This is a genomic window from Acidimicrobiales bacterium (genome assembly GCA_035630295.1).
Lineage (GTDB): Bacteria > Actinomycetota > Acidimicrobiia > Acidimicrobiales > Iamiaceae > Iamia.
In genome coordinates, this window is sequence record DASQKY010000052.1 from 31,425 (window position 1) to 50,764 (window position 19,340).

Here is a 19,340-nt window from a genome sequence, read left to right on the forward strand (position 1 = left end):
CGTCAGCTCGGGCGGGTCGGGTCGGACGGGCCCCACGGCGTCGAGCCGGGGCCGGACGGGCCGGGGCCGTAGGTGCCGGTGGCGGCCCCGTAGGCCCCGAGGCGCGGGTCGGGCGGCGGGCCGGACGGTGCCGCCTGGAGCGGGGCCGTCCCCTGGCGGGGGGCGGGCACGGTGGAGAGGACCCGGGCCAGCACCTGGTCCGGCGTGACGCCCTCGGCCAGGGCCTCGTAGGACAGCACCAGTCGGTGGCGGAGGACGTCGGGCGCGATGTCGAACACGTCCTGGGGGACGACGTGGTCGCGGCCCCGCAGGAGGGCCAGGGCCCGCCCGGCCCGGACCAGGCCCAGGCTGGCCCGGGGCGAGCCGCCGTAGGTGACGAGGGGCTCGATGTCGGACAGGGCGTAGTTGGCCGGGTAGCGGGTGGCCAGCACCACCGTCACCGCGTAGTCCACCACCGGTCGGTCGATCCGCACCGAGTCGACGGCCCGTTGCAGGCCCAGAAGGTCCTGGACCGAGAGGACCTCCTCGGCCTCGGGGGGCCGCACCCCCATGCGGTAGACGATGTCGACCTCCTCGCCGGCGGTCGGGTAGTCGACCACGACCTTCATCAGGAACCGGTCGCGCTGGGCCTCCGGCAGCGGGTAGACGCCCTCGGACTCGATGGGGTTCTGGGTGGCCAGGACCAGGAACGGCTCCGGCACCGGGAAGGTCTGGCCGCCGATGGACACCTGGCGCTCGGCCATGACCTCCAGCAGGGCGGACTGGACCTTGGCCGGGGCCCGGTTGATCTCGTCCGCCAGCAGGAAGTTGACGAACACCGGGCCCAGCTCGATGTCGAACTCCTCCTTGCTGGCCCGGAAGATGCGGGTGCCCATCACGTCCGCGGGCAGGAGGTCGGGGGTGAACTGGATGCGGGCGAAGCTGCCGCCCACGGTGCGGGACAGGGTCTCGGCGGCCAGGGTCTTGGCCAGGCCCGGCACCCCCTCCAGCAGGACGTGGCCCTGGGCCAGCAGGCACACCACCAGGCGCTCCAGGGCCCGGTCCTGGCCCACGATCACCCGGCGGACCTCCGACTGCACCCGGTCGAGGAGCCGGGCCGCCTCGGCCGGCGACGGCGGGACGGGCGAGCTGGACGGGTCGGCGGGGGTGTCGGACATCGGTCCTCCGGGTCGGTGCCCGTCGCCGGCGGTGGGCGTGGCGGGGCGGGGTGGAGCCAGGCTAGAGGGCGGCCACCCCGGCCCGGCCGGCACCCGAGGGGAGGTCACCCCCCCGACGCCGTACCCTGCGGTCCATGCGGCTCCTGGTGGTGGAGGACGAGGTCGACCTGGCCGAGGCCCTGGCCCGGGGCCTGCGCCGCGAGGGCTACGCGGTGGACGTGGCCAACGACGGGTCCGAGGCCGTGTCCCGGCTCCAGCTCACCGCCTACGACCTGGTCTGCCTGGACCTGAACCTGCCCGACACCGACGGGCTCACCCTGTGCCGCCGCCTGCGCACCGACACGACCCTGGTGCCCGACCCCGACGTCCCGGCGCCCCGGGTGCTGATGCTGACGGCCCGGGACTCGGTCGACGACCGGGTGGCCGGCCTGGACGAGGGGGCCGACGACTACCTGGTCAAGCCGTTCTCGTTCGCCGAGGTCTCGGCCCGGGTCCGCTCCCTGCTCCGGCGCGATGCCGGGCGCACCGGCTCCGAGCTCCGGGTGGGGCCGCTGCGCCTGGACGCGGCCCGCTTCGAGGCGTGGCGCGGTGACCGCCGCCTGGACCTCACGGCCAAGGAGTTCGCCCTCCTGCGCTACTTCATGGCCCACCCCGGCCACGTCCTGTCCCAGGAGCGGCTGCTGGAGCACGTGTGGGACGAGCACGCCGACCCGTTCACCAACACCGTGCGGGTCACCGTCGGGACCCTGCGCCGCAAGCTGCACGTGGGTGACGAGCCGGCCCTGATCGAGACGGTGGTGGGCCGGGGCTACCGCCTGGTCGAGCACGAGGGCGACGCCGGGCCCGGGGCGTCGTCGCCGTGACCCGGGGGGCGGTGGCCGGCACCGACGGCGCGGGCCCCCCGACGACCTCGGGCCGCCTGACCACGCCCCGCATCGAGCGGATGGCCGTCCGGCTGCCCGACTGGATGGGCTCCATCCGCTTCCGCCTCACCGCCCTGTACTCCCTCGTGCTCTTCGGCCTGGCCGCCACCCTGGTGGCGGGCATCTACCTGGCCCTGGCGGCCCGGCTCGACGACAGCCCCATCTCCCGGGACGTGCCGGTGGTGTACGTGCAGCCGCTGCCCAACGGCGGGGCCATCGTGCAGGAGGGCACCGTCCCGGTCGACACCCGGACCATCGAGGAGAGCGTGAACCGCCGGGCCCTCCAGCTGCTGCGGACCTACACCTTCTCGGCCCTGGGCCTGTTGTTCGTGGCCAGCCTGGGGGTGGGCTGGCTGGTGGCCGGGCGGGTCCTGGCCCCCATCGACCGCATCACCGCCGTGGCCCGCGACATCCAGGCCACCGACCTGTCCCGCCGCATCAACCTGCGGGGCCCGGCGGACGAGCTGAAGGACCTGGCCGACACCTTCGACGACATGCTGGGCCGCCTCGACGAGGCCTTCCGGCAGCAGCGCCGCTTCATCCAGGAGGCCTCGCACGAGCTGCGCAACCCGCTGGCCGTCATCCGCACCAACCTGGACGTGGCCCTGGCCGACCCCGACGCCACCCCCGAGGACCTGCGGGCCACGGCCGAGGTGGTCGACCGCTCGGTGGCTCGCATGACCGTCCTGGTCAACGACCTGCTGACCTACGCCCGGGAGGGTGCCCCGGCCCGCGAGCGGACCCGGGTGGCCCTGGCCGGCGTGGTCGACGACACCGTGGCCGAGTTCGAGGCCAGCGCCGCGGCCCGCCACCTGCGCCTGGAGGCCCAGGTGGCGGCGCCGAGCGACGTCGACGGCGACCGGGTGGCCCTGCGCCAGGTGGTGGCCAACCTGGTGGCCAACGCCGTGCGCCTGGCCCCCGAGGGCACCGCGGTGCGGGTGGCCAGCGGCGCCCAGGGCGCCTGGGCCTGGATCGCCGTCGACGACGCCGGGCCCGGCGTCCCGGAGGTGGAGCGGGACCTGATCTTCGAGCGCTTCTGGCGGGCCGGTGGGCGGCCGTCGCGGGCCGAGGGGCGCAGCGGCCTGGGCCTGGCCATCGTCCGCCACATCGCCGAGGACCACGGCGGCCAGGTCCGGATGGCCGCCAACGGCCGGGGCGGCTCCACCTTCACCGTCTGGCTGCCGGCCGCCGGGTCCGGCGCGTCTACCGTCGGGTCCTCGCCCCCCGAGGAGGCCTCGTGAGCATCGTCATCATCAACGCCATCACCGTGCCGCCCGACAGCGGCGACGAGCTGGCCCAGCGCTTCGCGGCCCGGGCCGGGGCCGTCGACGGCCAGGAGGGCTTCGAGGGCTTCGAGCTGCTCCAGCCCACCGACGGGCGCGACCAGTGGCTGGTGGTGACCCGCTGGCGCGACCAGGAGTCGTTCGAGGCGTGGATGGCCTCCCCGGCCTTCGGGCACGGCCACCGCTCGGCCCAGGAGCGCTCGGGCGGCGACGCCCCGCAGCCCGTCTCGGTGGCCAGCGAGGTGTGGGCCTTCGCCCCGGCCGGCGGGTCCGGGCCGGCGGGGGGTTAGCGCTTGGTCCTGGGGTCCGCCCTCGGCTCGGCCCACGTGGGCCTGGCCTGGGTGGTGGTCGTGGGCAACGGCGCGGCCGGGCTGTGGGCCCTGGGCGCCCACTGGCGCCCGGCGCTCCGGGTCCGGCCCCTGTGGTGGTTCACCATCGCGGTGGAGGTGGCCCTGTTCGTCCAGGTGGCCCTGGGCGTGGCCTACCAGAACGCCGAGGACATCGAGCCCACCTCGTTCCACACCCTGTACGGCTTCGCCTCGCTGTTCGCGGTGGCGATCATCTACTCGTACCGGAACCAGCTCCGGGACCGGACCCACCTGCTCTACGGGCTGGGCGGCCTGTTCCTGATGGGCATGGGCATCCGGGCCATGGTCCTGCACCGCTGAGCCGACGGGCCGAGGCCCACCGGCCGGCCGGCCACCGGCCGAACGGTCAGAGGTGGACCACCGGGCAGGTCAGGGTGCGGGTGATGCCGGCGATCATCTGGACCCGGGACACCACCATCTTCCCCAGCTCGTCGACGGTGTCGGCCTCGGCCCGGGCGATCACGTCGTAGGGCCCGGTCACGTCCTCGGCCGAGACCACGCCCTGGATCCCCCCCACCTCCTCCGCGACCTGGGCCGCCTTGCCCACCTCGGTCTGGATGAGGATGTACGCGCTGACGGCCATCGGAGGGTCCTCCTCGGGGGTGGCGGTCCCGGGCGGCGGGGCCGGAGCACCGGTCGCGGGGTGGGGCGATGGTAGTGGGCGGCCGGCTCGGCCCGCCGGCTGGCAGGACGGCGTCCCGGCGCGTCGAACCGTCCCCCCATGAGCGATGCCCCCGGGTTGCCGCCCGAGCTGGACGCCGAGCTGGACGAGGTGCTGAGCCTCCTCCCGCTGCTGGGGGCCGTCCCGTCCCTGGCCGACCGGATCTTCGACCGGTTGACCACGACGCTGGCCGCGGCCGTGCTCCACGACGTCCGGGCCCGCCGGGGGGCCGGGGAGCTGAGCCGCACCGCCTACCTGGCCGAGGTCTGCCAGGTGGTGGTCCAGCTCCAGGACCGGGGCCTGCTGCGGCCCGACCAGGTCCGCCCGATGCGCTGATCCACCCGACCCGCCGATCCGCCCAGGGGCCGGGCGGTCCGGCGACCTCAGTCGGCCAGGCGCTTCTCCAGCTCGCGGAGCTCGTCGGAGAGGTCCTCGGGGAGGCGCTCGCCGATGAAGGCGAAGTGCTCCTCGATGAGGGGGATCTCGCCCCGCCAGGCCTCGTTGTCGACCTTCAGCAGCTCGGTGACGGTGGCCTCGTCCACGTCGAGCCCGTCGGTGTCCAGGGCGGCCGGGGTGGGCACCCGGCCGATGGCCGTGTCGACGGCCTCGGCCGTGCCGTCCAGCCGCTCGAACACCCACTTGAGGACCCGGCTGTTCTCGCCGAAGCCGGGCCACAGGAACGAGCCGTCGTCGCCCTTGCGGAACCAGTTGACCCAGTAGAGCCGGGGCAGCTTGTCGGCCTCGGTGGCCTGGCCGATGTCCAGCCAGTGCTTCATGTAGTCACCGGCGTTGTAGCCCATGAACGGGAGCATGGCGAAGGGGTCGAAGCGGACCTCGCCGATGGTGCCGGCGGCGGCGGCCGTCTTCTCCGAGCTCATGATCGAGCCCAGGAACGTGCCGTGGCGCCAGTCGAAGGCCTCGGTGACGAGGGGGACGTTGGTGGCCCGGCGCCCACCGAAGAGGATGGCCGAGATGGGCACGCCGGCCGGGTCCTCCCACTCGGGAGCGATGGACGGGCACTGGGCCGCGGGGGCGGTGAAGCGGGCGTTGGGGTGGGCGGCCGGGGTGTCCGAGGCCGGCGTCCACTCGTTGCCCTTCCAGTCGGTGAGGTGGGCCGGGGTCTCCTCGGTGAGCCCCTCCCACCAGATGTCGCCGTCGTCGGTGGCGCCCACGTTGGTGAAGATGCAGTTGGCGTGCAGGGTGGCCAGGGCGTTGGGGTTGGTCTTCTCGCCGGTGCCGGGGGCCACGCCGAAGAAGCCGGCCTCGGGGTTGATGGCGTACAGGCGGCCGTCGTCGCCGAACTTCATCCAGGCGATGTCGTCGCCCACCGTCTCGCACGTCCAGCCGGGCAGGGTGGGGATGAGCATGGCCATGTTGGTCTTGCCGCAGGCCGAGGGGAAGGCGGCGGCCACGTAGCGCTTGACGCCCTCGGGGTTGGTGATCCCGACGATGAGCATGTGCTCGGCCATCCAGCCCTCGTCGCGGGCCATGGTCGAGGCGATGCGCAGGGCGAAGCACTTCTTGCCCAGGAGGGCGTTGCCGCCGTAGCCCGAGCCGTAGCTCCAGATCTCCCGGGTCTCGGGGAAGTGGCTGATGTACTTGTTCTCGGCGTCGCAGGGCCAGGGCACGTCCGGCCGCTCGTTCCCCTGCGTGTCGACCAGCGGGTAGCCCACCGAGTGGACGCAGGGCACGAACTCGCCGTCCTCGCCCAGCACGTCCAGGGCGCCCTGGCCCATGCGGGTCATGATCCGCATGCTCACCGCCACGTAGGGCGAGTCGGTGAGCTGCACCCCGATGTGGGCGATGGGCGAGCCCAGCGGGCCCATCGAGAACGGCACCACGTAGAGGGTGCGGCCCCGCATCGATCCGCGGTAGAGGGCCAGCAGCTCCTCCTTCATCCGCTCCGGCGCCCGCCAGTTGTTGGTGGGCCCGGCGTCGATCTCGGCCTCGCAGCAGATGAAGGTGCGGTCCTCGACCCGGGCCACGTCGCCGGGGTCGGACAGGGCCAGGTAGCTGTTGGGCCGCTTGGCCTCGCTCAGGGTCTGGAACGTGCCCCCGGCCACCAGCTCGGCGCACAGCCGGTCGTACTCCTCACCCGATCCGTCGCACCAGTGGACCTCGGCGGGCTGGAGGATCTCCCTCCACTCCGCGACCCAGTCCTTCAGCTTCTGGTTACCGGTGGTGGCGGTCATCTGTGTCTCCGGGAAGGGTCGGTTTGGAGGCGCCGGTCAGGCCGGCTCGATCGGGCCGGGCAGGGTCTGGTCGGCGGGCGGGAAGCCCGGGGTGCCCATGTCGCGCTCCGAGCCGAGACGGAGCCGGGTCGCCCTTCCCGCCGGGTCGGCATCGAACACGACGCGCTGGCCCTGGCGGAGCATGCGGAAGACGGAGCCGTCGAGCGCCCCGGGGGCCAGGTCGTACTCCGACAGGTCGGTGTCGCGGACGATGACGCCGTCACCGGTGCCGGGGTCGTAGGACTTGATCACGCCTTGCACGCGGGGGCTACCTCTCGTGTTTCACGCGGGGACGGCTGGTCGCAGCCTACCGGCGGGGTCGGGCGAGGCTTCCATGGGAGGGCAGCGCACGCCGGCGCGCTGCGACGTCGCTCAGGCCTCGACCGGCCGGCGGGCCCGGGACGCCTTCTGGACCTTGCCGGCCCGGATGCACCCGGTGCAGACGTCGATCCGGCGGGTGGTGCCACCGACCACGGCCCGGATGCGCTGCACGTTCGGGTTCCAGCGCCGCTTGGTGCGCCGGTGCGAGTGGCTGACGCTCATGCCGAACGACGGCTTCTTGCCGCAGACTTCACACGTCGATGCCATGGCTACCTGAACCTCTGCTCGTCACGTCCGGGGACCGGGCAACGCTACGACGTGGCCCCCGCACCCGCCAAGCCGTGGCCCGGCCGGCGGACCACGGGGCGCCCTTCGACCGCTCGGTAGCATGCGCCGGCATGACGACCGATCGGCTCGGGGCCGACGAGATCCGGCGCGTGGTGGCCGCCTTCCGCGACGCCCTGAGGAGCCACCAGGCCCTGGTCAACCGGTTGAACGTCTACCCCGTCCCCGACGGCGACACCGGCACCAACATGGCTCTCACCCTGGAGTCGGTGGTGGCCGAGCTGGACAGCGCGGGCGACGACCTGGCCTCCACCTGCAAGGCCATCAGCCACGGCTCGCTCATGGGGGCACGCGGCAACAGTGGGGTCCTGCTCTCCGGCATCCTCCGGGGCGTGGCCGTCACCGTGGACGAGGCCGGCGGCCTGGACGGGCCCACCCTGGCCCGGGCGCTGCGGGCCGCGTCCGACGGCGCCTACGCCGCCGTGCCCCGCCCGGTCGAGGGCACCATCCTGACCGTGGTCCGGGAGGCGGCCGAGGCGGCCGAGGCGGCCGTCGAGGCCGAGCCGGCCGCCCCCCTGGCCGCGGTGGGCGAGGCGGCCCGAGCCCAGGGCCACGACGCCCTGCGGCGCACTCCGGAGATGCTGCCGGTGCTGGCCGAGGCCGGGGTGGTCGACTCCGGGGGCACGGGCCTGCTGCTCCTGCTCGACGCCCTGCTGCACGTCGTCGACGGCCGGCCCCTGCCCGAGCCGCCCGACGACGACGGCGCCGGGCCCGACCTCGATGCCCTGCGCCAGCACGCCGATGCCGGCGACCACGACGGCCACGACGTGGGCGACCTCCGCTACGAGGTCATGTACCTGCTGGAGGCCCCGGACGAGACCGTCCCCGAGTTCAAGAAGGTGTGGTCCACCGTCGGGGACTCCATCGTGATCGTGGGGGGCGACGGCCTGTGGAACTGCCACATCCACACCGACGACATCGGCGCCGCCATCGAGGCCGCCGTCGACATCGGCCGGCCCTGCAAGATCCGGGTCACCGACCTCATGGAGCAGGTGGAGGAGGAGCGCTGGGTCCGGGAGGGGGCGGCCGAGCCGGGGGCGCCCGAGGCCCCGCCCGAGCCGGTGCCCACCGCGGTGGTGGCCGTGGCCACCGGCGACGGCGTGGGCCGGCTGTTCCGGGCCCTGCACGTGCAGCAGGTGGTGGCCGGGGGGCAGTCCATGAACCCGTCGACCCAGCAGTTGGTGGCCGCGGTGGAGGCCACCGCGGCCGACGAGGTGGTGCTGCTGCCCAACAACAAGAACATCGTCGCCGTGGCCGAGCAGGTCGCGGGCCTCACGGCCAAGGCGGTGAGAGTGGTGCCCACCCGCAGCGTGTCCGAGGGGCTGGCCGCCCTGGTGGCCTACGACCCCGAGGCCTCGGCGGAGGCCAACGCCACCCAGATGGGGGCGGCGGCCGACGCCGTGGTGGCCGGGGAGGTGACCCGGGCGGTGCGGGCCAGCTCCTGCGACCTGGGCCCCATCCGGGAGGGCGACTGGCTGGGCATCGCCCGCGATGGCATCCGGGCCGTGGAGGCCGAGCTGGCCGACGCGGTCTGCACCCTCCTGGGGGCCCTGCTCACCGAGGAGCACGAGATCATCACCCTCATCGAGGGCGAGGGGGCCTCGGCGGCCAGCACCCGCCGGGTGACCGAGTGGCTGGCCGAGGCCCACCCCGACCTCGAGCAGGAGGTCCACCACGGGGGCCAGCCGCTGTACCCCTACTACGTCGGCATCGAGTAGGCCGGCGGTGGAGGGCCCGCCCCCGGCCGACGAGGTCACCCGGGTCCAGGGGCGCCTGGCCGAGTTCGCCCGCTCGTACCCGGAACTGGCCCTGTACCGACGCATCTGCGAGGGAGCGGCGGCCGACGACGAGGTGGCCGCCCTGCTGGCCCGGGCGGCGCCGGGCCAGGCCCGGCCGGTGCTGCTGCTGGCCGCCCTGCACGACCTGGTGCTGCGCCGGCCCGAGCTGGCGGCGGCCCGCTGGTACCCGAGCGTGACCGGCGGGCCGGTCCCCGCCGGCGACCCGTGGCCCGAGGTCCGGGCCACCGCCCTGGCCCACGCCTCCGAGCTGCGGGAGGTGATCGCCACCCGTTCCACCCAGACCAACGAGGTCAACCGGGCCGCCTACCTGGCCCCCTTGCTGGCCGAGGCGTGCGCCGACCTCCCGGATGCCCCGGTGGCCCTGGTGGAGCTGGGGTGCAGCGCCGGGCTCCTGCTGGGCCTGGACCGCTACCGGGTGGAGCTGGCCCCGCCGGGGGAGGGGCCGGTGGTGCTGGGCGACCCGTCCTCACCGGTGCGGTGCCGGGCCGAGGTGCGAGCCGGCGGGGCGGGGCTGGTCGACCTGCGCCTGCCCCGGGTGGTGGAGAGGGTGGGCCTCGACCGGTCCCCGGTGGCCTTCGCCGACCGGGACGCCCGACGCTGGCTGGAGGCGTGCCTGTGGCCCGACGTGCCGGGTCGGCTGGAGCGGTTCCGGGCCGCGGTGGAGCTGGTGACCACCGACCCGCCTGACCTGGTGGCCGGCGACATGGTGGACGACGTGGGCCCGGTGGGCCGGGCCGCCCGGGCCATCGCCGCCGCCACCGCCGGGACGGCGCCCGAGGAGGTGCACCTGGTGGTCATGAGCTCCTGGGCCCTGACCTACGTGGCCCGGGAGCGGCGCGCGGAGGTGGCCGGGGCCCTGGCCGACCTGGCCGCCGACGGGCGGCCGGTGTCGTGGCTCACCGCCGAGCCGCCCGGCTGCGCCCCCGGCCTGCCCCCCATCCCCGATGACGACGCCGACCCGGTCGGGACCACCGTGCTGGGGGCCCGGCGCTGGCGCCGGGGCGTGGAGCGGGAAGGGACGGTGTGGGGCTGGGCCCACCCCCACGCCGAGTGGCTCCACTGGCAGCCACCGCCGTGATCCGTTGACGGCCGGAGACATCGCACGCCGCGGCCGGTAGCCTCCGGGGCGTGGTTGACTCGGCAGGTCATCCCACGACGGCTCCGGCCGTCGTCGCGGGCCGCGGCGCCGCGGCCTACCTCGACCGCTACAACGCCCCGATCCTGAGCGACGACGACACCGTCGTCCGCCACAGCCCGCCCGAGCCCCTGGCCCACGGCGACGCCCGGGACATGGGCGACATCAAGGACGGCTCGGTGGCCCTGGTGGTCACCGCCCCTCCGGCCTTCGTGGGGCCCTACGAGATCACCGAACCCGGCGACCCGGCCGTCCTGGACGGCTACGTGGCCTACATGGACATGCTGCGCGACGTGTTCGCCGAGTGCGTCCGGGTCCTGGAGCCCGGGGGGCGCATGGCGGTCAACGTGGCCAACCTGGGCCGCAAGCCCTACCGGTCCCTCTCGGCCGACGTCATCGGCCTGCTCCAGGACGACCTGGGCCTGCTCATCCGGGGGGAGGTCATCTGGATGAAGGCCCGGGGGGCAGGCAGCAACTGCGCCTGGGGGTCGTACCGCAGCCCCAAGAACCCCGTCCTGCGCGACGTCACCGAGCGGGTCATCCTGGCCGGCAAGGGCCGCTTCGACCGGGCCGTCGACGCCGCCTCCCGCAAGGCGGCGGGACTGCCCCACGCCATCACCCTGACCAGCGACGAGTTCCAGGAGGCCACCCTGGACTTCTGGGAGATCCCCCCCGAGGCCGCCTCCGAGGTCGACCACCCGTCCCCCTTCCCGGTGGCGCTGCCCCAGCGCCTGGTCGAGCTGTACACCTACGCGGATGACCTGGTCCTGGACCCGTTCATGGGCTCGGGCACCACCGCGGTGGCGGCGGTGCGCTCGGGGCGTCGCTTCGCCGGCTACGACGTCGACCCGGGTCACGTGGCCACCGCCCGCCGGCGGGTCGAGGCCGAGCAGGCCGCCCACGCCGGCCGGGTGGACGACCCGGTCACCCTGGCCTTCCACGAGGCCCGGGTGCGGGGCAGCGCCATGCGCAAGCTGCTGGCCGAGGTGCTGGCCGAGGTGGGCTTCACCGGCATCCGGGAGGAGGCCAAGGTGGCCAAGGTCAGCCTGGTCGCCCCGGCCGCGGCCCGCGACGCCTCGGGCCGGCGCTGGCTGTTCGAGATGTCGGGCGCCTTCACCGTGGTGCCCACCGGGCTGGACTGGGTGGACGCGGCCCTGGCCGCAGTGGGCCGGGGGGCGGTCATCGCCGGGGCCACCGGGGAGCCCCCCATCCTCTTCGTGCCCCAGCTGCCGGAGCCCAAGTCGCCGGTGGACGTGATCCTGCGGGCCGCCGGACCGTCGGCCCTCTTCGACGTGGTCGAGGTGTTCTCGCCCGAGGGTCGCCGCCGCCTGGCCCGCTACGCCTCGGGGACGGTCAACTCCCCCCTGCCCGGGTTCTGGACCGAGAAGGAGGTGGCGGTCGAGGCGTCCTGACGGGCCGGAGGGCGGGGACGGTGGGGCCGGTACCGAACGGTGGGCCCGGAGGCTGTCAGACCCCCCCGGTAGGGTGGCGGTCGTGAGCCAGGGAGCACCCCGCGAGCGCCGCGCCACGGCAACCTCGGCCTTCGGGGTCGGACGGCGGGAGAGCCACGACGCCAGTGCCTTCTACGCCCGCTTCGCCGCCCCTGACGTGAGCCGCGACGAGACGGTGTTGGACCCCACCGTGGTCGACGAGCACATCGGCGAGGAGGCCTTGATCGCCGGGAACGCCAAGGACATGGCCCAGGTCCCCACCGGCTCGGTGGCCCTGGTGGTGACGTCCCCGCCCTACTTCGCCGGCAAGCAGTACGAGGAGGTGCTGGGCCAGGGCGAGGTGCCGGGCTCCTACCGCGAGTACCTGGCCATGCTGGAGGACGTCTTCGCCGAGTGCGTCCGCACCCTCGAGCCCGGCGGGCGCATCGCCGTGAACGTGGCCAACCTGGGCCGCAAGCCCTTCCGCAGCCTGGCCGGCGACGTCACCACCATCCTGCAGGACCGGCTTCGGCTGCTCCTGCGGGGCGAGATCATCTGGCAGAAGCAGGAGGGCTCCAGCGGCAGCTGCGCCTGGGGGTCCTACCGCTCCCCCTCCAACCCCTCGCTGCGCGATGCCACCGAGCGGGTCATCGTGGCCAGCAAGGGCCGCTTCGACCGGGCCCTCACCCCCAAGGTGCGGGCGGCACGGGGGCTCCCGCACGTGGCCAGCATCAACGCCGACCGGTTCATGGCTGCCACCAACGACCTGTGGCACATCCCTCCGGAGCGCGCCTCCCGGGTGGGCCACCCGGCGCCCTTCCCCGTCGAGCTGCCGGAGTGGCTGGTCGAGCTCTACACCTACGAGGGCGACCTCGTCCTCGACCCGTTCATGGGGTCGGGCTCCACCGCGGTGGCCGCCGTCCGGAAGCGGCGCCGCTTCGTGGGCTACGACCTGGACCCGGACTACCTCGACATCGCTCGGGCCCGGGTCAAGGAGGAGCGACAGCGGCAGCAAGAGGCCGAGGAGATGGACGCCGAGGTCTCGGCGCCCCCTCCGGTCGAGGTCACGGCGCCGGTGGTCGACGCCGGCCTCGACTTCCCGCGTCGGGCCAACGCCGAGGGCAAGGCGGCCCAGGCGTTGGCCCTGGAGGTGGTCACGCACGCCGGCTTCAAGGTGGTCGACACCAACGTCCGCCTGCGGGGCTTGGGGATGACCATGAACGTGGTGGCCACCGACAGCGGGGGGGACGGTGAGGGAGGGGGCGAGACCTGGTTCTTCGACGTCTCCGGGGCCTTCTCCAGCCCCCGGGGGGGGCTGCGTCGCACCGACACCATGTGGAAGGCGCTCGGTCGGGCCAACGTCCTGGCCCGCAGCGAGGAGCACCGCCACGCCAACCTGGTGCTGTTGACCTCCCACCTCCCGGTCGAGAAGAGCGAGGGTGACCGGGCCCTGCGGGCCGCCGGACCCAACGCCTTCTACGACGCGGTGGCCATGTTGGAGGAAGAGGACTTCAAGCGTCTGAAGCGCTACGCCGCCGGGGGCTTCGGCCACCGGCTCCGTGCCCCTCTGGAGGGCTTCTGGCGGCCGGCCGACCTCGATCGCTGGGACGGCGCCGCGGGCTGACCCCGGTCCTGCCGGCGGAGGGCACGGCGGGCGCAGCGCCGGGCCCCAGGACCGAGCAGGCGTCTCCGGTGTCGTCGGCGGCGTGCCACGCTGCGGGCCCATGCCGTCGTTGCGCACCGAGGTCACCGAGATCGTCACCGGGCTGGCCATGCTCGGCCTGGGCGACCTCGACTGGGCCCTGGCCGCCCGGCCGCCGGAGCTGGTCGGCGTGGGGGAGGCGGTGTGGGATCGGCTGGCCGTGGCGCGGTACGAGCCCGGCCACGACGTGGACTTCCGCCGGGCCTGGGACAACGGCCTGGCCTTCCTGCGGGCCGAGGAGGGGTTGCGCAGCCGGGTGGCGGCCCGCATCGAGTGGAAGGGGCCCGACCGGTTGCCCCTCCCCTCCGACGTGCCGGCCGACCTGCGGGTGGACCGGGTGTACCTGGTGTCGTGCAAGTACCTGTCCAAGGTGCTGCACAACGTCTCCCCGGCCGGCCTGTTCGACGCCGGCCTGACCGGGGCCCCGGCCCGCCCCGGTGACTGGTTCACCGCCGTCGCCCCCGACGAGCACCAGGCCCTCTACGCCGCCGTCCTCCGGGGGGGCGCCATCGGAGGGGTCGAGGGGTGGGGCGACCTGCCCGAGCGGGTGGCCGACCTGGCCCGGGGCCACCGGGACGTGCTCAAGCCGGTGCTGCGGGCCGGGTGGCCGGAGGGGGCGCCGGAGGCCTACGGGGCCCTGGCCCGGGTGGTGGCCGAGCGGTCGGCCGACCGCTGGCGGGCCGGGCTGGGCGACCGCGCCCAGCGGGAGCGCCTGCTGTGGCGCCTGCTCCGCCTGGGGGGCGCCCCGTACTTCGTGCTGGGGGCGTCGTCGTCCTCGGCGGCCTCGCTGCCCATGCGGCTGCGCATCGACACCGCCTGGGACTGGCTCCAGCGCTACCGCCTGACCGCCTTCGAGGTGTGGCCCGAGCCGGCCGGCCAGGCCGTGGTCCGCTGGCAGGCCAACGTGACCGACCGGGAGGCGGGCGAGGACGTGTCGGTCCGGGGCCACGTGGAGGTGCGGTGGAGCCACGGCCGCTTCAGCGGCCACCCCGAGGCCAAGGTGTACCTGGACACCCCCCACGCCGAGGTCCCCGGCTACCACCGCCTGGCCTGACGACCCATCCCTTCGCCCCTCGGACGGTGACGACGCAGGGGACGGAGGGTCGGCGGACCCCGCGGTCCGGTGGATCTCGGCATCGAGCGGCGAGACTGGCGTCCGTGCCCCCCCGCCGATCCGTGCCCGCTCCTGGGGTGGGCGCCCCCGAGCCCGGGTTGGTGCGGGCCGTCGAGCGGGTGGGGGACCGGTGGGTCCTGCTCATCGTGGCCGCCCTGCTGGAGGGTCCCCGTCGCTTCGGTGACCTGGCCGACGGCCTGGGTGTGGCCCCCAACATCCTCACCGCCCGCCTGCGCCAGATGGCCGACGACGGCCTGGTGGTGGCCCGGCCCTACCAGGAGCGCCCGGTCCGGCTGGAGTACGACCTGACCGGGGCCGGGCGGGAGCTGGGCGCGGCTCTGGGCTCCCTGGCCGAGTGGGGTGCCCGCCGGCGGGGGGGCCGGGGGGCGGCGCCGTTCCACTCCCGGTGCGGGACGGCGGTGGAGCTGCGACCCTGGTGCCCCACCTGTGATCGCCCGGTCGACGGGGACGAGGCCACCGCCGCCTACGAGGTCTGAGCACCGGCCCCCGCCCCGGGGTCGCCGAGGCCCTCCGGGCGCGGTGGCAGGTGGCGATCGGCCGGGTACAGTCACTTGCACTTCGCAAGTCACTCGTCTGTCCTGGAGGTCCCCATGTCCGCCCTCGTCGAGTTGGCCCAGGCCACCCGCACCGCCCGGGACGCCGCCGCCCCGGCCACCGTCGCCATCGGCCGCCACCCCCGCGGCGTCGGCGTCGTGGTGGCCCCCGACCGGGTGCTGACCAGCGCCCACAACCTCCGGGACCGCACCACCCAGGTCACCTTGGCCGACGGGAGCCAGGTCCAGGGGGCCCTGGTCGGCTCCGATCCCGACCACGACATCGTGGTGCTCGACGTGCCCACCGGCGACGTCGCCCCGCTGGCCTGGGCCGAGGTCCCGCTGGCGGTGGGCGACGCGGTGGTGGCGGTGGCCCGCCACCGGGGCGGCGACCGGGCCACCACCGGCTTCGTGTCCGCCGTCGGCCTGGCCTTCCGGGGGCCCCGGGGCCGACGGGTGGCGGGGGCCGTCGAGCACACCGCCCCCCTGGCCCGGGGCTCCTCGGGGGGGCCGCTGGTCGACGCCGAGGGCCGCCTGGTGGGCCTCAACACCCACCGCCTGGGGGAGGGGTTCTACCTGGCCCTCCCGGCCGATGCCGACCTCCGCTCCCGGGTCGACGCCCTGGTCGAGGGGCGTCACCTCCGCACCCGCCGCCTGGGCGTGGTCATCGTGCCCGGGCCCCACGCCGCCCGGCTCCGCCGCCGGGTCGGCCTGCCCGAGGCCGCCGGCCTCCTGATCCGCGAGGTGGTGGCCGGCTCCCCGGCCGCCGAGGCCGGGCTGGCCGAGGGTGATCTGCTGACCGCGGTGGACGCCACCCCCGTCCCCTCGGTCGACGCCCTGTGGGACGCCCTGGACGCCACCGCCGAGCAGGACGAGGTGGCGATCACCGTCCTGCGGGCCACCGAGGAGCGGACCGTCACCGTCCGCTTCCCCGACGAGGCTCCCCCGACCGACGACGCCTGACCCGTTGAGGGCCGGGGCTACCAGGCCAGGTCGTCGAGGGTGGCCGGATCGGGCGGGCGTCGGGCCACGGTGGCCAGCGCGGCCAGGGCGGCGGCCACCACCGGCAGGGCGACCAGGACCGCCCCCAGCTCCCAGGGCACGACCAGGGGGATGTCCAGGGTCGTGGCCGCCCGGGGGCGGCTGTTGTAGAGGGCGAAGCCCACGGCCGGCAGCCCGACGCCCAGCACCGCGGCCAGGGTGGCGGCGGTGCCGGTGAGCACCGCGGCCTGGACGGCGGCGGTCACGGCCCGGACCCGGGCCGGCGCGCCCTGCGCCTCCAGCGTGGCGTCGTCGGACCGGCTCCCCTCCAGGGCCAGGAGGGCGCCGGCCAGGCTCACCAGGAGGGCCAGGGCTCCGAGGGCCAGGGCCTGGCCGCGGGCCTCGTCCCGGGTCCGGGCCAGGAAGGGCACCTCGTTCAGCGGCCCACCGCGATCGGCGTACACCACCTCGTCGCCGGTCACCACCGGCTCGCCGGCCTCGATCACCGCGGCCAGCAGCGCCGTCCCGTCGTCGTCGGCGGCGGCCGGGGCATCGGTGGCGGCCACCGCGTCGCGGATGCGGCCGGCCGCCCCGACCAGGGCCTCGGGGCCGGCCGGGACCGGCCCCGGCCCCACCACCACCCGCCCGCCCCGCACGTCGGGGCCGAGCTCGGCGGCCCGGGCCGGCGAGACCAGGGCGGCGGGGAGGGACAGGGCCCGCTCGCGGCCGGGGGCGGCCACCGCCGGCAGCGTCCGGGACCCGTCCGGCCCCCGCAGGTCGGCGGTGGCGGGGCGGGCCCGCCCGGTGGGCAGCACCACCACGTCGCCCCGGGCCAGGGCGGGGGCCAGGTGGCCCAGGCCCAGAACGGCGAGGTCGGCCGGCTCGACCACGCCGACCCATGACGGGGCCGACACGCCGGTCAGGCGCCAGGTGGGGCTGATGTCGTAGCGCTGGCCCAGGAAGGGCGGCGCACCCAGATCGATGCGGTCCCCGCCGATCTGGGTGCCCCCGGGCCCGAGACGATCGATGACCGCCACCCGCAGGCCGGTCCGGGCCGCCTCGCCGGCCGCGGCTCGGTGGACGGCGAGGGCCGAGCCCCCGCTCACCACGGCGATGGCCTGATCCGGCCCGGTTCCGGCCCGGCCCACACCCTGGGAGCTGGCCCGGCGGTCGGCCTCGCGGGCCCCGAAGCTGGCGCCCACCACCCCCTCGAAGGCGGCCAGGGTGGTGACCAGGGCCACCGCTGCGGCCACGGGGGCCAGCAGGTGCCGACGCTCGGCCAGGGGCACGACGGCCAGGCGGGCCGTGGGCCCCAGGCGGCGCACCACCGGCTCGACCAGGTCGAGCACCCCGTGGCCCAGCCAGGCCACGGACAGCCCCAGGGGCACGGCGCCCAGGAACAGGAGGATGGAGAGGTCGAACCACGACTCGGCCGTGCCCAGCGTCAGGGCGATGCCCCCGGCCACGCCGGCCGCGGCCAGGCTCCCGACCAGCCGGGCGGCCCGACCGCAGCGGGCCAGCTGCCGCCCCACCAGGGCGGCTCCGGCGGCCAGGGGCACGATGACGGTGGGGGTCAGGACGACCACGACCAGGATCAGGAGCAGCGTGCGCCGCCGGCTCCGGCGGGGTCGGTCGAGGGGCTGGGCGGCGACGGCGGCGACCGGCGCCACCGCCACGGGGACCAGCGCGGCCAGGAGGAGGGCCGTCGCCAGGTCGGGGGGCGTGCCCCGGAGGCGGCCCACGGCGGTGGCGGCCAGGGCGCCGATCAGGCCCGGCCCGGCCACCGACAGGGCGGCGACGGCGGCCTCGAGGGAGCGGGGCCCGCCGTTGAGGTCGAGCACCTGGTGACGGCGGTGCCCCTGGGCCACGGCCCCGGCGGTGGCCGCCGCGGCCACGCCGGCGGCCAGGACCACCCCCAGTGCGGGCTCGACGGTCAGCAGGTGGGGGAGGAGGGCGGCGGCGCCCAGCAGGACGGCCACGGTGACGGCCCGACCGGGGGCGGCCCGCAGGTCGGCCCGGGTGAGGGCCAGGGCCAGGCGGATCACGGCGCGCTCCCGGGGGCGGGGGTGACGGCGTCGACGGCCCGGCCGTCGCGCAGCACCACCACCCGGTCGGCCCAGCTGGCCAGGCGGCTGTCGTGGGTGGCCATCAGCACCGAGGTGCCGGCCGCGGCCAGCTCGGCCAGCAGCTCGACCACGCCCTCGGCGGCGGCGGTGTCGAGAGCGGCGGTGGGCTCGTCGGCCAGCACCAGGCGCCGCTCGCCGACCACGGCCCGGGCCACCGCCACCCGCTGGCGCTCGCCGCCGGAGAGGGTGGTGGGCGAGTGGTCGGCCAGGTGGCCCAGGCCCACCCGGTCCAGGCTGGCCCGGGCGCGGTGGTGGGCCTCGCGCACCGGCCGGCGGTCGAGCAGCAGGGGCAGGGCCACGTTGTCGAGCACGGTCAGGCCGGGCAGCAGGTCGAGGCGCTGGTGGACGATGCCGATGGTCCGGCGGCGGCGCCGGGCCCAGGCCTTCCGGTCGCTGGCGTCGGCCAGGGCGCCGTCCACCTCCACCGTCCCGGCGGTGGGGGCCAGGAGGCCGGAGGCCACCTGGAGCAGGCTGGTCTTGCCCGAGCCCGACGGGCCCATGAGGGCCACCAGCTGGCCGGGGGCCACGGTGAGGGAGACGTCGTCGACCACCCGTCGGGGGAAAGGGTGGGCGGGCCGGTCGGCGGTGACGCCGTGCAGGCGGAGCCGAGGCGTGGGGGTGGTCATCGATCCTCCGAGGGGTCGGGCAGTGGGGCGGGGGTGGGGGGGCGGCTCTCCCGCAGGTGGGCGTGCAGGCGCTCCTCGCACAGGTCGAGCCAGCGCAGCTCGGCCTCGATCCGCACCGCACCGGCGTCGGCGGCCATGCGGGGGAGCAGGTCGGACCCGGCGGCCCGCTGGTCGCGGCGGCGGGCCTGGAGGCGGGCCACCAGCTCGGCCCGCTGCCCGGTCACCAGGTCCAGGGCGGCCCGGGGGTCGGCGGCCGCGCTGAGCAGGATGCGGAGGACCAGCTCGTCGCGGGTGGCGGTGGTGTCGGGGGTGGTGGTCAGCCAGGCCTCGGCCCGGTCCCGGCCGGCGGGGGTCAGGCGGACCCGGCGGCGACGCTCGTCGGTGGGGTCGGTGCCGTCCTCCTCCACGAAGCCGTCCCGGGCCAGCCGGTCGAGCGTCGTGTACACCTGTCCGGTGTTGAGGGTCCACCGGCCGGCGGTGCGGTCGGCGAAGTCGGAGGCCAGCTGGTAGCCGTGCTTGGCGTCCTCCCGCAGGAGGACGAGGAGGCCGTCCGGGACCGACATGCCCGCATCCTGCTCCCTAAC

General features: G+C 75.7%; 20 protein-coding genes. 12 read left to right on the forward strand and 8 right to left on the reverse strand.

Annotation, left to right across the window (positions count from 1 at the left end; genetic code table 11):
• Positions 1–2 precede the first annotated feature (2 nt).
• Positions 3–1,157 (reverse strand): MoxR family ATPase, encoded by a 1,155-nt coding sequence (locus tag VEW93_15075; protein ID HYI63112.1) that lies wholly within the window; start codon positions 1,155–1,157, stop codon positions 3–5.
• A 134-nt stretch (positions 1,158–1,291) separates the two neighbouring features.
• On the opposite strand from VEW93_15075, the gene VEW93_15080 reads away from it, so the two are divergent.
• The 4 genes from VEW93_15080 to VEW93_15095 are packed head-to-tail and all read left to right on the forward strand — an operon-like array spanning position 1,292 to position 4,031.
• Positions 1,292–2,020, forward strand: coding sequence for a response regulator transcription factor (locus VEW93_15080; protein HYI63113.1), 729 nt, complete (start codon positions 1,292–1,294; stop codon positions 2,018–2,020).
• Positions 2,017–3,321: a HAMP domain-containing sensor histidine kinase gene (locus VEW93_15085; protein HYI63114.1), complete on the forward strand. Its 1,305-nt coding sequence runs from the start codon at positions 2,017–2,019 to the stop codon at positions 3,319–3,321. Before VEW93_15080 ends, VEW93_15085 begins: the two co-directional genes overlap by 4 nt.
• Entirely contained in the window at positions 3,318–3,653 is a 336-nt protein-coding gene (locus VEW93_15090; GenBank protein HYI63115.1) for an antibiotic biosynthesis monooxygenase, read from the forward strand. Before VEW93_15085 ends, VEW93_15090 begins: the two co-directional genes overlap by 4 nt.
• Before the next feature lie 3 nt (positions 3,654–3,656).
• A complete protein-coding gene (locus tag VEW93_15095) occupies positions 3,657–4,031 on the forward strand; it encodes a hypothetical protein (protein ID HYI63116.1) in 375 nt (124 codons plus the stop codon).
• Positions 4,032–4,077: 46 nt separating this feature from the next.
• On the opposite strand, the gene VEW93_15100 is transcribed toward VEW93_15095, so the two are convergent.
• On the reverse strand, positions 4,078–4,314 hold the full coding sequence (locus VEW93_15100; protein ID HYI63117.1) for an Lrp/AsnC ligand binding domain-containing protein: 237 nt from the start codon (positions 4,312–4,314) through the stop codon (positions 4,078–4,080).
• A gap of 138 nt (positions 4,315–4,452) precedes the next feature.
• Between VEW93_15100 and VEW93_15105 the strand changes: the two genes are divergently transcribed.
• Positions 4,453–4,728: a hypothetical protein gene (locus VEW93_15105; GenBank protein ID HYI63118.1), complete on the forward strand. Its 276-nt coding sequence runs from the start codon at positions 4,453–4,455 to the stop codon at positions 4,726–4,728.
• Positions 4,729–4,775: 47 nt separating this feature from the next.
• Here VEW93_15105 and VEW93_15110 read toward each other — a convergent pair whose 3' ends face one another.
• The 3 genes from VEW93_15110 to rpmB form a co-directional block, all read right to left on the reverse strand.
• The gene (locus VEW93_15110) at positions 4,776–6,584 is read right to left on the reverse strand and encodes a phosphoenolpyruvate carboxykinase (GTP) (protein HYI63119.1); all 1,809 of its coding nucleotides are present in this window, start codon (positions 6,582–6,584) and stop codon (positions 4,776–4,778) included.
• Positions 6,585–6,620: 36 nt separating this feature from the next.
• A complete protein-coding gene (locus VEW93_15115) occupies positions 6,621–6,884 on the reverse strand; it encodes a hypothetical protein (GenBank protein HYI63120.1) in 264 nt (87 codons plus the stop codon).
• A 111-nt stretch (positions 6,885–6,995) separates the two neighbouring features.
• Positions 6,996–7,211 (reverse strand): 50S ribosomal protein L28, encoded by a 216-nt coding sequence (gene rpmB, locus VEW93_15120; protein ID HYI63121.1) that lies wholly within the window; start codon positions 7,209–7,211, stop codon positions 6,996–6,998.
• A 131-nt stretch (positions 7,212–7,342) separates the two neighbouring features.
• Here rpmB and VEW93_15125 point away from each other — a divergent pair, with 131 nt between their 5' ends.
• The 7 genes from VEW93_15125 (at position 7,343) to VEW93_15155 (ending at position 15,986) form a co-directional block, all read left to right on the forward strand.
• Positions 7,343–9,007 (forward strand): DAK2 domain-containing protein, encoded by a 1,665-nt coding sequence (locus VEW93_15125; protein ID HYI63122.1) that lies wholly within the window; start codon positions 7,343–7,345, stop codon positions 9,005–9,007.
• A gap of 7 nt (positions 9,008–9,014) precedes the next feature.
• Positions 9,015–10,166, forward strand: coding sequence for a DUF2332 domain-containing protein (locus VEW93_15130; GenBank protein ID HYI63123.1), 1,152 nt, complete (start codon positions 9,015–9,017; stop codon positions 10,164–10,166).
• A 50-nt stretch (positions 10,167–10,216) separates the two neighbouring features.
• Complete coding sequence (locus VEW93_15135; protein HYI63124.1) at positions 10,217–11,635, forward strand: site-specific DNA-methyltransferase; 1,419 nt, start codon at positions 10,217–10,219, stop codon at positions 11,633–11,635.
• Positions 11,636–11,717: 82 nt separating this feature from the next.
• Entirely contained in the window at positions 11,718–13,277 is a 1,560-nt protein-coding gene (locus VEW93_15140; protein ID HYI63125.1) for a site-specific DNA-methyltransferase, read from the forward strand.
• Positions 13,278–13,377: 100 nt separating this feature from the next.
• The gene (locus tag VEW93_15145) at positions 13,378–14,409 is read left to right on the forward strand and encodes a hypothetical protein (protein ID HYI63126.1); all 1,032 of its coding nucleotides are present in this window, start codon (positions 13,378–13,380) and stop codon (positions 14,407–14,409) included.
• Positions 14,410–14,513: 104 nt separating this feature from the next.
• Positions 14,514–14,966, forward strand: a complete 453-nt coding sequence (locus VEW93_15150; protein ID HYI63127.1) for a helix-turn-helix domain-containing protein — start codon at positions 14,514–14,516, stop codon at positions 14,964–14,966.
• A 114-nt stretch (positions 14,967–15,080) separates the two neighbouring features.
• The gene (locus VEW93_15155; protein ID HYI63128.1) at positions 15,081–15,986 is read left to right on the forward strand and encodes a S1C family serine protease; all 906 of its coding nucleotides are present in this window, start codon (positions 15,081–15,083) and stop codon (positions 15,984–15,986) included.
• A 17-nt stretch (positions 15,987–16,003) separates the two neighbouring features.
• On the opposite strand, the gene VEW93_15160 is transcribed toward VEW93_15155, so the two are convergent.
• From VEW93_15160 to VEW93_15170, 3 genes are read right to left on the reverse strand one after another with little or no spacing between them, the layout of a single operon-like run.
• On the reverse strand, positions 16,004–18,049 hold the full coding sequence (locus tag VEW93_15160; GenBank protein HYI63129.1) for a hypothetical protein: 2,046 nt from the start codon (positions 18,047–18,049) through the stop codon (positions 16,004–16,006).
• Positions 18,046–18,756: an ABC transporter ATP-binding protein gene (locus tag VEW93_15165; GenBank protein HYI63130.1), complete on the reverse strand. Its 711-nt coding sequence runs from the start codon at positions 18,754–18,756 to the stop codon at positions 18,046–18,048. Before VEW93_15165 ends, VEW93_15160 begins: the two co-directional genes overlap by 4 nt.
• Positions 18,753–19,319, reverse strand: a complete 567-nt coding sequence (locus tag VEW93_15170) for a PadR family transcriptional regulator (GenBank protein HYI63131.1) — start codon at positions 19,317–19,319, stop codon at positions 18,753–18,755. Before VEW93_15170 ends, VEW93_15165 begins: the two co-directional genes overlap by 4 nt.
• Positions 19,320–19,340 lie beyond the last annotated feature (21 nt).

Bases quoted from the DNA above. Each gene is read 5' to 3' on its own strand.
- VEW93_15075 (HYI63112.1), bottom strand. From the start codon at position 1,157: ATGTCCGACACCCCCGCCGACCCGTCCAGCTCGCCCGTCCCGCCGTCG.
- VEW93_15080 (HYI63113.1), top strand. From the start codon at position 1,292: ATGCGGCTCCTGGTGGTGGAGGACGAGGTCGACCTGGCCGAGGCCCTG.
- VEW93_15100 (HYI63117.1), bottom strand. From the start codon at position 4,314: ATGGCCGTCAGCGCGTACATCCTCATCCAGACCGAGGTGGGCAAGGCG.
- VEW93_15105 (HYI63118.1), top strand. From the start codon at position 4,453: ATGAGCGATGCCCCCGGGTTGCCGCCCGAGCTGGACGCCGAGCTGGAC.
- VEW93_15110 (HYI63119.1), bottom strand. From the start codon at position 6,584: ATGACCGCCACCACCGGTAACCAGAAGCTGAAGGACTGGGTCGCGGAG.
- rpmB (HYI63121.1), bottom strand. From the start codon at position 7,211: ATGGCATCGACGTGTGAAGTCTGCGGCAAGAAGCCGTCGTTCGGCATG.
- VEW93_15125 (HYI63122.1), top strand. From the start codon at position 7,343: ATGACGACCGATCGGCTCGGGGCCGACGAGATCCGGCGCGTGGTGGCC.
- VEW93_15145 (HYI63126.1), top strand. From the start codon at position 13,378: ATGCCGTCGTTGCGCACCGAGGTCACCGAGATCGTCACCGGGCTGGCC.
- VEW93_15155 (HYI63128.1), top strand. From the start codon at position 15,081: ATGTCCGCCCTCGTCGAGTTGGCCCAGGCCACCCGCACCGCCCGGGAC.
- VEW93_15165 (HYI63130.1), bottom strand. From the start codon at position 18,756: ATGACCACCCCCACGCCTCGGCTCCGCCTGCACGGCGTCACCGCCGAC.
- VEW93_15170 (HYI63131.1), bottom strand. From the start codon at position 19,319: ATGTCGGTCCCGGACGGCCTCCTCGTCCTCCTGCGGGAGGACGCCAAG.